This window comes from Streptomyces sp. NPDC091649, assembly GCF_044756785.1.
Classification (GTDB): Bacteria; Actinomycetota; Actinomycetes; order Streptomycetales; family Streptomycetaceae; genus Streptomyces.
In genome coordinates, this window is record NZ_JBIVTR010000004.1 from 416030 (window position 1) to 428968 (window position 12939).

Consider the following 12939-nt stretch of genomic DNA (forward strand, 5'->3'; position numbering starts at 1 on the left):
AATGGAACCGCTACCCTAGGTGAACATGAAGATCGCTTTCGTCGGGAAGGGCGGCAGCGGAAAGACCACGCTGTCCTCGCTCTTCATCCGCCACCTCGCAGCCAACGAAGCCCACGTCATCGCCGTGGACGCCGATATCAACCAGCACCTGGGGGCCGCTCTGGGCCTCGACGAGGCGGAGGCCGCAGCGCTGCCCGCGATGGGCGCGCACCTCCCCCTCATCAAGGACTATCTGCGGGGCACCAACCCCCGTATCGCTTCCGCCGAGACGATGATCAAGACGACTCCGCCCGGCGAGGGCTCCCGGCTGCTGCGGGTCCGCGAGGACAACCCGATCTTCGCCGCCTGCGCGCGCACCGTGCGCCTCGACGACGGGACCGTCCAGCTGATGGCCACGGGCCCCTTCACGGAGTCCGACCTGGGAGTGGCCTGCTACCACTCCAAGGTCGGGGCCGTGGAACTGTGCCTCAACCACCTGGTCGACGGCCCCGACGAGTACGTCGTGGTCGACATGACAGCGGGCTCGGACTCGTTCGCCTCAGGGATGTTCACGCGGTTCGACATGACGTTCCTGGTCGCGGAGCCGACCCGCAAGGGAGTGTCGGTCTACCGCCAGTACAAGGAGTACGCGCGCGACTTCGGTATCGCCCTGAAGGTCGTCGGCAACAAGGTGCAGGGCCCGGACGACCTGGAGTTTCTGCGTGCGGAAGTCGGCGACGACCTGCTGGTCGGGGTCGGCCACTCCGACTGGGTACGGTCGATGGAGAAGGGCAGGCCGTCCAGGTTCGAGCTGCTGGAGGCCGACAACCGGATGGCCCTGCAGTCCCTGCAGGACGCGGCCGAGGACTCCTACGGGCTGCGCGACTGGGAGCGCTACACACGCCAGATGGTGCACTTCCACCTGAAGAATGCCGAGAGCTGGGGCAACGAGAAGACCGGTGCCGACCTGGCCGCCCAGGTCGACCCCGCCTTCGTGCTCGACGAACGGCGCGCCGAAGCGGGCGTGACCGCACCTGCCTGACACCTCGGGCGAGGCCCGCGTACACCGCACCGGGTCGCCGCGTCCGGCCCGGCGTTCACCGCACCACGTTCACCGACCGGTGTTCACCGCGCCCCCCTCCGTCCCCACGTGTGTCGGCCACCGGGGGGGTGACCGACGCACGCTACGGCGGGTCCAGTCGGCGTCACGGCCGACCGTAGCCGCGTCAGTGTTGACGACCGACCGTGGCCACGCTGGTGTTGGCGGCCGACCGTGGGCGCGCTGGTGTTGGCGGCCGACCGTGGGCGCGCTGGTGTTGGCGGCCGACCGTGGGCACGTCGGTGTTTCAGCCAGTCGCTCCTGCGGGGGCCGACCCCGCATCCCTCTGGTGCGGGGCTCGGCCCGAGGTCTGGCCGAGGGCCTCGTCCGGGGCCGAGACCAGGTCATGGGCCTCATCATGGGCCTGGCCGTGGGCGGCATCCGGGCCCTGTTCCCGGGCCTTGCCATCGTCCTTCTCGGGTGCCTTGCCGGCCTCCTTGCCCGAAGGCTTCTCCGTGCCCTTGTCCGCAGGCGGGGCGGCAGCCGACCGGGCGCCGAGGAAGGAGGACCAGCCCGCCTTGGGCGCCTCGCCGACGCCAAGCTTGGTGAGCTTGGCCAGCGTCTTCGGGTCCTGTGCGTCGAGCCAGTCCACGAGCTGCCGGAAGGACACGCAGCGCACACTCTCCTGGGTGCACACCTTCGCGATGGTCTCCTCGATGGCCCGCATGTACGTGCCGCCGTTCCAGGACTCGAAGTGGTTGCCGATGATCAAGGGGGCCCGGTTGCCGTTGTACGAGCGGTCGAATGCCTGAAGGAGCCCGTCCCGCATCTGGTTGCCCCAGAACTCGTGCTGGGAGGGGTCTCCCTGGGTGGCCGTGCCGGACTGGTTGACCATGAAGTTGTAGTCCATCGAGAGGGTCTCGAAGGCGCGGCCGGGCATCGGAACGAGCTGGAGCGGAATGTCCCAGACCCCGCCCTTCTTCTGCGGCCACACCTGGTTGCCGACGCCGCTGGAGTCGTAACGGAAGCCCATGGTCCGGGCGGCGGCGACCATGTTCTTCTGGCCTTCGAGGCACGGGGTACGGGCGCCGACCAGTTCCTTGTCGTAATCGAAGGGGAGCGGTGGCTCGCCCTTCAGCTCCGGAGCGTTGGTCTTCCAGCCCTTGACGAAAGCTTTCGCCTGGCTGATCTCGCTCTTCCACTCCTCGACGGACCAGGTTCCGACACCACCGTCCTTGCCGCAGAAGTGGCCGTTGAAGTGGGTGCCGATCTCGTTGCCTTCCTGCCAGGCGGCACGCAGCTCGGCGAGGGTGTCGCGGATGCCCTCGGTGTCGTTGAAGCCGATGTCGGACCGGCCCGCCGTGTGCTGGGGCGGGTCGTAGAGGTTCTTCTTCTCTTCCGGCAGCAGGTACACGCCACTCAGGAAGTACGTCATGTTGGCGTTGTACTTCTTGGCCACGCCGCGGAAGTGCGAGAAGAGCTTCTGACTGTCCTCTCCGGCGCCGTCCCAGGAGAACACCACGAACTGGGGAGGCTTCTCGCCGGGCGCCAGGCGTTCGACGGCCGGCATCTTCGGCTGGGCCCCGGTGAAGGCGGTGGATCCGTCCCCGATGAGCTTGACCACGTTCTTCGGGGCGGCCTCCGGGGGGTTCTCCTTGGCCCCGTGGGCGCCCTCCTCCGCATCGGCTCCCCCGCCTTCGGACGCGGACCCCCCGGCTCCGGGCCCGGCTCCCGAACAGCCTGCGAGAACGGCGACCAAGGCCGTGGTCACAACGCCCAAGGCGATCCTCTTCGTGGCGGCCATCATCCGCCCACCCTCTTCCTTGCAGGTTATTTGCGTTGAAATGCCGACACGGCGCGGCCAAATTCGCACGCGGCCCTGCGCGGAGAGAGCGACATACCGAATGAAAAGCTGATTGTTCACTTATAAGAGTTGCTGACTAGACCAAACGCTTGGAGCCGTCCGACCGCCCTCCGCCGAGGGCGACCGACGACCCCAACCCAGTGGCCGCCCACCACCCTCGCCCCAGCGCCTTCCGGACTCGGCCCCGGGTCGGCCGCCGTCACCTCAGTGCACCCCGGCCTCCCTGGCCCCAGCTCGCCCCGCCCCCTCACTCCGACACCGGCCACCCTCACTCCAGGGTCACTCGCCCCAGGGCCGCCCCGTCCACCCAACCGCGCGGCTCGGCCGGCATCCTCGCAGCACCTGAACCAGCGCCTGAACCAACACGTAAGCCAGCTCCTCAGCCCAGCACCTCAACGCGGCGCGCCTCCCCGCGTCCCCCAGGACCTGACCCCGGAACCAGGACCTCAGAGGCTCAACGCGGCATGCGAACCCAGCCCCCGACGGGCCCAACCCTCTGGACCCGGGCCCAGCGCCTTCGCCCGGACCCAGCGGCTCCCCCTCGGCCCGCGCGCTTCCCCCAGGCCCCCGGCTCCCCCTCGGCCCGCACGCTTCCCCCAGGCCCCCGCTCCCCCTCGGTCTCCCCGTCGACCCCCGCGCCTCCCCCAGGACCCTGCCCCCACGCCTCCCCCCGGCCCCGGTTGCAGGACCTTGAACCGGACGAGCCCCGGGCCCGTGCAATCGGGTGACTCCGTCCCCACCGCGGCGGCGCACCGCGCGGGGGACAAAACCGCCGCGTGCCACGCGTCCTGCGGCAGCCCTCGGCCACGGGACGGGATCATGGCTCCATACACGAAGACACAGGTCTAAACCAATTCCCGGCAGGCCCTTGTCACCTGGCCCCGCGCCTGATGAGCTATGCCCCGGGACACAACGGACACCCTGGGACTGGGAGAAGTCGTGAGCAACGAGAGCCTGGCCAACCTGCTTCGGGAAGAGCGGAAGTTCGCTCCGCCTGCCGAGCTGGCCGCCAACGCCAACGTCACCGCAGAGGCGTACGAGCAGGCCGAGGCGGACCGGCTGGGCTTCTGGGCCGAGCAGGCCCGCCGCCTGACGTGGGCCACCGAACCGACCGAGACCCTCGACTGGAGCAACCCGCCCTTCGCGAAGTGGTTCGCGGACGGCAAGCTGAACGTCGCGTACAACTGCGTGGACCGCCACGTCGAGGCGGGCAACGGCGACCGGGTCGCCATCCACTTCGAGGGCGAGCCGGGCGACAGCCGCGCCATCACCTACGCGGAGCTGAAGGACGAGGTCTCCCGGGCCGCCAACGCGCTGACCGAGCTGGGCGTCGGCAAGGGCGACCGGGTCGCCGTCTACCTGCCGATGATTCCCGAGGCCGCCATCGCGATGCTGGCCTGCGCCCGCATCGGCGCCGCGCACTCCGTGGTCTTCGGCGGCTTCTCGGCCGACGCCATCGCCGCCCGCATCAAGGACGCGGACGCCAAGGTCGTCATCACGGCCGACGGGGGCTACCGCCGCGGCAAGCCGTCCGCGCTCAAGCCCGCCGTCGACGACGCCGTCTCCCGCTTCGAGAGTGTCGAGCACGTCCTCGTCGTCCGCCGTACCGGCCAGGACACGGCGTGGACCGAGGGCCGCGACGTCTGGTGGCACGAGATCACGGCCCGGCAGTCCGCCGAGCACACCCCCGAGGCTTTCGAGGCGGAGCAGCCGCTCTTCATCCTCTACACCTCGGGCACCACCGGGAAGCCGAAGGGCATCCTGCACACCTCCGGCGGCTATCTCACGCAGACGTCGTACACCCACAGCGCGGTCTTCGACCTCAAGCCGGAGTCCGACGTCTACTGGTGCACCGCCGACATCGGCTGGGTGACCGGGCACTCGTACATCGTCTACGGGCCGCTGGCCAACGGTGCGACGCAGGTCATGTACGAGGGCACGCCCGACACCCCGCACCAGGGCCGCTTCTGGGAGATCGTGCAGAAGTACGGCGTCACGATCCTCTACACGGCGCCGACGGCGATCCGCACGTTCATGAAGTGGGGCGACGACATCCCCGCGAAGTTCGACCTGTCCTCGCTGCGCGTCCTCGGTTCGGTCGGTGAGCCGATCAACCCCGAGGCGTGGATGTGGTACCGGAAGAACATCGGCGCCGACACGTGCCCCATCGTGGACACCTGGTGGCAGACCGAGACCGGCGCGATGATGGTCTCGCCGCTGCCCGGCGTGACGGAGACGAAGCCGGGAAGCGCCCAGCGCGCGCTGCCGGGCATCGCCGCCACCGTCGTGGACGACGAGGCGAACGAGGTGCCGGACGGCGGGGGCGGCTACCTCGTCCTCACCGAGCCGTGGCCCTCCATGCTCCGCACCATCTGGGGCGACGACCAGCGGTTCATCGACACCTACTGGTCGCGTTTCGAGGGCAAGTACTTCGCGGGCGACGGTGCGAAGAAGGACGAGGACGGCGACATCTGGCTGCTCGGCCGGGTCGACGACGTCATGCTCGTGTCGGGCCACAACATCTCGACCACCGAGGTTGAGTCGGCCCTCGTCTCCCACCCGTCGGTCGCCGAAGCCGCCGTGGTCGGGGCCGCGGACGAGACGACCGGCCAGGCCATCGTGGCGTTCGTGATCCTGCGCGGCACGGCCACCACCTCCGACGAGCTGGTCGCGGAGCTGCGCAACCACGTCGGGGCGACGCTCGGCCCGATCGCGAAGCCCAAGCGGGTGCTGCCGGTCGCCGAACTGCCGAAGACCCGTTCCGGCAAGATCATGCGCCGCCTGCTCCGTGACGTCGCCGAGAACCGCGAGCTGGGAGACGTCACGACGCTGACCGACTCCTCGGTGATGGACCTGATCACCACCCAGCTGCCGGCCTCGTCCTCCGAGGACTGACACGGCAGACCGGCACAGCTGTACGGCTCCGATGGGCATCCGGCAACGCGCCGGGTGCCCATCGGGCATTTAGTGTGAAGATCACCTATTAAGATCCCCCTCTTCGTGCCCCCGGTAGAGTGGGCCCCTCACCCACAACTCCAGAGAACATCTCCACAGGGGCGCCGGGAAGTCTGGTCGGCACATCGATCAGCCATGCCCACATGCCGTCCCGACCTGGAGGTCCCTCCCGTGGCACCGCCCAACCCGCCCACTCCCACACCGCCCCCGCGCTCGCTGCTCGGCCGGCTCTCCCTCAGCGAGCGGAACTACGTCGCGGAGGCGCTCCGCACCGAGACGGTCGGCGGGGTGCTTCTGCTGGCCGCGGCGGTCGCCGCACTCGTCTGGGCCAACGCCTTCGGCGGCTCGTACGAAACGGTCAGCAAGTTCCACTTCGGCATAGACGCCATCGGCCTGGACCTCTCCGTCGCGCACTGGGCGGCGGACGGGCTGCTCGCGGTCTTCTTCTTCGTCGCCGGCGTCGAACTCAAGCGCGAGCTGGTGGCGGGAGAACTCCGCGATCCGAAGGCCGCGGCCCTCCCGGTCGTGGCGGCCCTGTGCGGCATGGCGGTGCCCGCCCTCGTCTACTTCCTCACCGTGGTCGTCGGTGGCGGCTCGACGAACGGCTGGGCGGTCCCGACCGCCACGGACATCGCCTTCGCCCTCGCCGTCCTCGCGGTGATCGGCACCTCGCTGCCGTCCGCACTGCGCGCCTTCCTGCTCACTCTGGCCGTGGTCGACGACCTCTTCGCGATTCTGATCATCGCGGTGTTCTTCACCTCGGACCTGAACTTCATGGCGCTCGGCGGGGCCGTCCTCGGCCTGGCCGTCTTCTACCTCCTCCTCCGCTTCGACGTCCGGGGCTGGTACGTCTACGTCCCGCTCGCCCTGGTCATCTGGGGCCTGATGTACAACAGCGGCATCCACGCCACCATCGCCGGTGTCGCGATGGGCCTGATGCTGCGCTGCAGCCGCCGCGAGGGCGAGAAGCACTCGCCCGGCGAGCACATCGAGCACCTGGTCCGCCCGCTGTCGGCCGGGATCGCCGTCCCGCTGTTCGCCCTGTTCTCCGCCGGGGTCGCGCTGAACGGCGAGGCGCTGGCCGGCGTCTTCACCCGCCCCGAAACGCTCGGCGTCGTCCTCGGTCTCGTCGTCGGCAAGACCGTCGGCATCTTCGGCGGCACCTATCTGGCCGCCCGCTTCACCAAGGCGGAGCTGAACAAGGACCTGGCCTGGGCCGATGTCCTGGCGCTCGCCTCACTCGCCGGAATCGGGTTCACCGTCTCCCTGCTCATCGGCGAGCTCGCCTTCGAGGGCGACCCGGAGATGATCAACGAGATCAAGGCCGCCGTACTCATCGGTTCGCTGATGGCGGCCCTGCTCGCCTGCGTACTGCTCAAGCTTCGGGTACGCAGGTACAAGGAGCTGTACGAGGCGGAGGAGCGAGACGAGGACGAATCCGGGGTACCCGACATCTACGAGCAGGATGATCCGGAGTACCACCTGCGGATGGCCGCCATCCTGGAGCGCAAGGCGGCCGAACACCGCCGTCTCGCCGAGGACCGGGCGGTGGCGGCGCGCAACAAGCCGAACAGTCCGGCATGATCTGACATCGGATGTGTCGAAGACGGAGAGGGAGTCAGGGATGAGCGACCCCGGCAACTACGCGGGCAGTGCGGACCGCAGCATCGGGCAGCTGGTCGCCTCGGCGACGGCGGAGATGTCCGCGCTGGTGCACGACGAGATCGCCCTGGCCAAGGCGGAGGTGCGGCAGGACGTCAGGCGTGGGGCGATCGGCAGCCTGGCGTTCGTCATCGCGGGCGTGCTGGCGCTCTTCTCGATCCCGGTGCTGAGCTTCGCCGCCGCGTACGGGATCCACAACCTGGGCCTCGGGCTCGCCTGGTCGTTCCTGATCGTGGGCGTGGCGTTCATCGTGCTGGGCGGGCTGCTGGCGTTCCTGGGCGCCCGGAAGCTCAAGAAGATCAAGCCGCCGGAGAAGTCCATCGCCTCCGCCAAGCAGACCGCCGCCGTCCTGCAGAAGGCCAAGCCGCACCCGCGCGCGTCCGTCGCTGCCGACGCGATCATCGACCGCTCCGGCAGCACGCTGGCGAAGAAGGGGCTCGGGAGTGGCTCCGGCAAGGACGAGGCCACCGCTGTGGCACGCTCGTCCACATGACGGATCCCGATTCCAGCGCGTTCGGCCCGACGGGTCCGGTGGACCCGGAGGGTTCCGCGTTCCCGGCCGCCCCGGCCCCCCCGGCTCGCCCCACCCGTCCGGCCAGGAGCTCCGACGGCCGGACGGCCGCCGGGGGGCCGGTGCGGCTCGACGGCCCCTGGACCCACCGCGACGTGGCGGCCAACGGGGCGCGGTTCCACATCGCGGAGGCGGGCGAGGGGCCACTGGTGCTCCTGCTGCACGGCTTCCCGCAGTTCTGGTGGACCTGGCGTCACCAGCTGACCGCGCTCGCCGACGCGGGCTTCCGGGCGGTCGCGATGGACCTGCGCGGGGTGGGCGGCAGCGACCGCACACCGCGCGGTTACGACCCCGCCAACCTGGCCCTCGACGTCACCGGAGTGATCCGCTCCCTCGGCGAGCCGGACGCGGCGCTGGTCGGTCACGACCTCGGCGGCTACCTCGCCTGGACGGCCGCCGTGATGCGGCCCAAGCTGGTCCGCCGGCTGGCCGTCTCCTCCATGCCGCATCCGCGCCGCTGGCGCTCCTCCATGCTGTCCGACTTCGCCCAGTCACGGGCCGGTTCGTACGTGTGGGGCTTCCAGCGCCCCTGGCTGCCGGAACGCCGGCTCCTGGCGGACGACGCCGCTCTGGTGGGGGGCCTCATCCAGGACTGGGCAGGCCCCCGTACTCCGGACTTCCCCGACGAGGAGACGCTGGACGTCTACCGCCGGGCCATGAGCATCCCCTCCACCGCCCACTGCTCGATCGAGCCGTACCGCTGGATGGTCCGGTCGATGGCGCGTCCGGACGGAATCCAGTTCAACCGGCGGATGAAGCGTCCCGTCCGGGTGCCCACGCTGCACCTGCACGGCTCGCTCGATCCGGCGGTCCGCACCCGCAGTTCGGCCGGGTCCGGCCAGTACGTCGAGGCGCCCTACCGGTGGCGACTTTTCGACGGTGTCGGGCACTTCCCGCACGAGGAGGACCCGATCGGCTTCTCCACCGAACTCATCAACTGGCTCAAGGACCCCGAGCCCGACCGGTAGCCGCCCGCCCGGCGTGGGCACACGCGTCCGACGGACCGCCAATTGCCTGCCGCATAAGCCAATTGGCTGACTCGCGCACGATTACCGACCTTGGGTCACGGGCAGACGTCGGGGTATGGGCTGGACGCACGACTTCACTGACGAAGCACGCAACCGCCGCTCCACCGCGTCAGCCGGTGTGAGCACTCATGAGGGGGGCGGCCCCCGGGGCCGGGTGCACGATGTGCATGAGCTTCACCGTTCCCGGCTCGGGATTCCGCGCATCCTCCGCCGCCGGGCCCGCTGGGTCTCGGCCCGGCTCCGCCACCCCCGTAACTGACCGTTCCCGGGCCCCGCTGACGTACGGGGCGCGGCCGGAGACGCCCTAGAGGGCGCAGCCCTGGCTGTCGACCTGCTGCTCGGCCGCGCGGCCGAGCTCGATGTCCTCGCGGATCTCGTCGGCCGTCAGCGCGTAGCCGGTGTCCAGGTCGTCACGCGACTTGGCGAACACCACGCCGTACACCTCTCCGTCCGGAGTGAGCAGCGGGCCGCCCGAGTTGCCCTGCCGCACCGTCGCGTAGAGGGAGTACACATCGCGGGCCACCTTGCCCCGGTGGTAGATGTCCGGGCCGTCGGCGTCGATGCGGCCGCGGACGCGGGCCGAGCGCACGTCGTACGCGCCGTTCTCGGGGAAGCCCGCGACGATCGCGCTGTCGCCGGTCTTCGCGTCGTCGTCCGGGTCGGCGAACCGCAGCGGCTTGGCCCGCAGACCGGGGACGTCCAGGACCGCGATGTCGCGCTCCCAGTCGTAGAGGACGACCGTCGCGTCGTACAGCCGGCCTTCGCCGCCGATCTGGACGGTGGGCTCCTCCACGCCGCCCACCACGTGGGCGTTGGTCATCACCCGGCGCTCGGAGAAGACGAAGCCGGTCCCTTCGAGAACCTTGCCGCAGCTGGGCGCCGTTCCCACGACCTTGACGATCGACTTCTTGGCGCGGGCGGCGACCGGGCTGCCCACGAGGGCCGGGTCCGGGGCCTTGACCTCGGTGATCGGTTCGTCGGTGAACGGGCTGAAGACCTGGGGAAAGCCGTTCTGCGCGATGACGGAGGAGAAGTCCTGGAACCAGTTGGGCGCCTGCTGGGGCATCACCCGGTCGACCCCGAGCAGCACCGAGGAGCTGCGGACCTCCTTGCCGAGGGTCGGCAGGGAGGTGCCCGCCAGCAGCAGGCCGATCATCCAGGCCACCAGCAGCATGGCCACCACATTGACCAGGGCGCCGCCGGTGGCGTCCAGGGCGCGCGCGGGCGACCACGTGATGTAGCGGCGGAGTTTGTTCCCCAGGTGAGTGGTGAACGCCTGGCCGACCGAGGCGCAGACGATCACGATGACGATTCCGCCGATGGCGACCGCGGTGGAGACCTCGGCGTCCTCGGTCACCCGGCCCCAGACGACGGGCAGCAGGTAGACGGCGACGAGGCCGCCGCCGAGGAAGCCGATCACCGAGAGGATGCCGACGACGAAACCCTGGCGATAGCCGATGACCGCGAACCACACGGCGGCGAGCAGCAGCAGGATGTCCAGCACGTTCACCGTCTATAGCCTCGCAGTTTCGTCACCTGGCCCGTCGGTGGTGACGGGGTCCGGGCCGGCCCCGGAACAGCGCAGCAGGACAGCCAGCGTGTCATGCGCGCCAGTCGAGCGGCACCTGTCTGGCCCTGTCCCAAGGGCGTTCCCAGCCCGCGTAGTGCACAATCCGGTCGATCACTCCGGCCGTGAAGCCCCACACCAGGGCGGATTCGACCAGAAACGCCGGGCCGCTGTGCCCGCTCGGGTGGACGGCCGTGGCCCGGTTGGCGGGGTCCGTGAGATCCGCCACGGGGACCGTGAAGACCCGGGCCGTCTCGGCCGGATCGACCACTCCGACCGGGCTGGGCGCGCGCCACCAGCCGAGCACGGGCGTCACGATGAAGCTGCTGACCGGGATGTACAGCCGGGGCAGCACGCCGAAGACCTGGACGCCCCGGGGGTCGAGCCCGGTCTCCTCCTCGGCCTCGCGCAGCGCCGCCCGCAGAGGCCCGGTGGTGGCCTGGTCGCCGTCCTCGGGATCCAGGGCGCCACCGGGGAAGGACGGCTGCCCGGCATGGGAGCGCAGGGTCCCCGAGCGCTCCATGAGCAGCAGTTCGGGCCCGCGTGCGCCCTCGCCGAACAGGACCAGGACGGCGGACTGCCGGCCCGCCCCGCTCTCGGGCGGCAGGAAGCGGCTGAGCTGCTGCGGCCGGAGTCCGCGCGCGGCGCGGGCGACGGGGTCGAGCCACGCGGGCAGGCCCTCCGTGGTGACGAGGACGGGCTGCTCACGGCCTCGGCCTCCCTGCTCCGGCCCGCGGAACTGGTCCGGCCCACCGGACTGCCCCGGCCCGCCGGGCTGCTCCGGCCCGCCGCGGCTCGTCGGCCCCTGCTCCCGCCCCGGCCCCTGCTTCGGCCTCTGCTCCCCGGCCGGATCGTTCCGGACGTGCGTCGTGCCCTGTGTGTGCGCGTGCGTCATTGGCACCCCCGTCATGTCACAACGCCTGTCGTCGGCCATTTCGTTCCGAGCCGTTCTGTCCTGAGGGGTGAACCGGAGAGGTGTCCCGGAGGGTTGTGCCGAAGGGGATGAAGTGCGGGAGGAAGGCGAAGGGGCGCCGTGCCGCCCAGTGCCGTGCCGCCCAGTGCCGTGCCGCCCAGTGCCGTGCCGTCCAGCGCCATGCCCTCCGGTGCCGTACCGCCCGGCACCGCACCGCCCGGCACCGCGTGCGGAGCCGCCGCCCTCACCTGTTCCCCAGCGCGGGCGCGGGCTTGCCCGGGTAGTCGGCGGGCGGAGAGAGCCGTTGGCCCGGATAGCCGCCCATCTCGTACTTCAGGAGCTTCCTGGCCTTCTCCGGGTCGGTCTCGCCCTCTCCGTACGAGGGGCAGAGCGGAGCGATGGGGCAGGCTCCGCAGGCGGGCTTGCGGGCGTGGCAGATCCGGCGGCCGTGGAACACGACACGGTGCGAGAGCATCGTCCACTCGCTCTTCGGGAAGATCCCCGCGACGACCGCTTCGACCTTCACCGGATCCTCCTCGTCCGTCCACTTCCAGCGCCTCACCAGACGTCCGAAGTGCGTGTCGACCGTGATGCCCGGGACGCCGTAGGCGTTGCCCAGAACGACGTTGGCGGTCTTGCGGCCGACGCCGGGCAGCTTGACGAGGTCTTCGAGGCGTCCCGGCACCTCGCCGCCGAACTCGTCCCGGAGGGCGGCCGAGAGACCGAGCAGCGACTTGGTCTTCGCCCGGAAGAACCCGGTCGGCCGGATGATCTCCTCCATCTCCTCCGGCACGGCCGCCGCCATGTCCTCGGGCGTGGGGTAGGCGGCGAAGAGCGCGGGGGTGGTCTGGTTGACCCTCAGGTCGGTGGTCTGGGCGGAGAGGACCGTGGCGACGAGGAGCTCGAACGGATTGCGGAAGTCCAGTTCGGGATGGGCGTACGGATAGATCTCCGCGAGCTCGCGGTTGATCCGGCGCGCCCGGCGGACCATCGCGAGATGCGACTCCGCCTTGGGCGCCTTGCGCGCCCCGGCCGCCTTGGCCGCGGCGGCCGTCCGCGCCGCGGCTCCCGTGGTCGTGGCCGCCTTGCGCGCCTTGGCCGCACTGGCGGACTTGCCGGTTTTGTCGGTGTTGCCGGACTCGCCGGACTCGCCGGTGTTGCCGGGCGTTGACGATGGCACTGCGGACCTCCTGGCCGACTTCCGGAGCGGCTTCCCCGGCTCTCCGGGCGAGCCGTGCGCCTCTCCCGGGGAGCCATTCGCGGCATTCTTCGGGCGCGGCCCGGGCTGTTCGCCCACAGCGGAATCGCCGTCCTTCCGCACCCCGTCAGCCCCCTTGGCCTGCGCTCTCCCCGGCGTTCTG

10 protein-coding genes are annotated in these 12939 nt (G+C 70.6%); 6 read left to right on the forward strand and 4 right to left on the reverse strand.

Annotated elements, in window-relative coordinates:
• The first annotated feature begins 25 nt into the window (after window positions 1-25).
• Window positions 26-1021, forward strand: coding sequence for an ATP-binding protein (locus ACIQMU_RS11550; protein ID WP_352239646.1), 996 nt, complete (start codon window positions 26-28; stop codon window positions 1019-1021).
• A gap of 304 nt (window positions 1022-1325) precedes the next feature.
• Here the strand turns inward: ACIQMU_RS11550 and ACIQMU_RS11555 are convergent, their stop codons facing one another.
• Window positions 1326-2825: a hypothetical protein gene (locus ACIQMU_RS11555; RefSeq protein ID WP_352239647.1), complete on the reverse strand. Its 1500-nt coding sequence runs from the start codon at window positions 2823-2825 to the stop codon at window positions 1326-1328.
• 954 nt (window positions 2826-3779) lie between these two features.
• Between ACIQMU_RS11555 and acs the strand changes: the two genes are divergently transcribed.
• The 5 genes from acs (at window position 3780) to ACIQMU_RS11580 (ending at window position 9357) form a co-directional block, all read left to right on the forward strand.
• Entirely contained in the window at window positions 3780-5777 is a 1998-nt protein-coding gene (acs, locus tag ACIQMU_RS11560; protein ID WP_352239648.1) for an acetate--CoA ligase, read from the forward strand.
• Between the two features lie 231 nt (window positions 5778-6008).
• A complete protein-coding gene (gene nhaA / locus ACIQMU_RS11565; protein WP_352239649.1) occupies window positions 6009-7421 on the forward strand; it encodes a Na+/H+ antiporter NhaA in 1413 nt (470 codons plus the stop codon).
• A gap of 40 nt (window positions 7422-7461) precedes the next feature.
• Window positions 7462-7992: a phage holin family protein gene (locus tag ACIQMU_RS11570; protein WP_352239650.1), complete on the forward strand. Its 531-nt coding sequence runs from the start codon at window positions 7462-7464 to the stop codon at window positions 7990-7992.
• Entirely contained in the window at window positions 7989-9038 is a 1050-nt protein-coding gene (locus ACIQMU_RS11575) for an alpha/beta hydrolase (RefSeq protein ID WP_352239651.1), read from the forward strand. The genes ACIQMU_RS11570 and ACIQMU_RS11575 overlap by 4 nt, the downstream gene beginning before the upstream one ends.
• Before the next feature lie 115 nt (window positions 9039-9153).
• A complete protein-coding gene (locus ACIQMU_RS11580) occupies window positions 9154-9357 on the forward strand; it encodes a hypothetical protein (protein WP_352239652.1) in 204 nt (67 codons plus the stop codon).
• Window positions 9358-9402: 45 nt separating this feature from the next.
• On the opposite strand, the gene ACIQMU_RS11585 is transcribed toward ACIQMU_RS11580, so the two are convergent.
• The 3 genes from ACIQMU_RS11585 to nth form a co-directional block, all read right to left on the reverse strand.
• On the reverse strand, window positions 9403-10608 hold the full coding sequence (locus tag ACIQMU_RS11585) for a MarP family serine protease (protein WP_352239653.1): 1206 nt from the start codon (window positions 10606-10608) through the stop codon (window positions 9403-9405).
• A gap of 91 nt (window positions 10609-10699) precedes the next feature.
• Entirely contained in the window at window positions 10700-11560 is an 861-nt protein-coding gene (locus ACIQMU_RS11590) for an NUDIX hydrolase (protein WP_402688740.1), read from the reverse strand.
• Between the two features lie 262 nt (window positions 11561-11822).
• Window positions 11823-12758, reverse strand: coding sequence for an endonuclease III (gene nth, locus ACIQMU_RS11595; RefSeq protein ID WP_402688741.1), 936 nt, complete (start codon window positions 12756-12758; stop codon window positions 11823-11825).
• Window positions 12759-12939 lie beyond the last annotated feature (181 nt).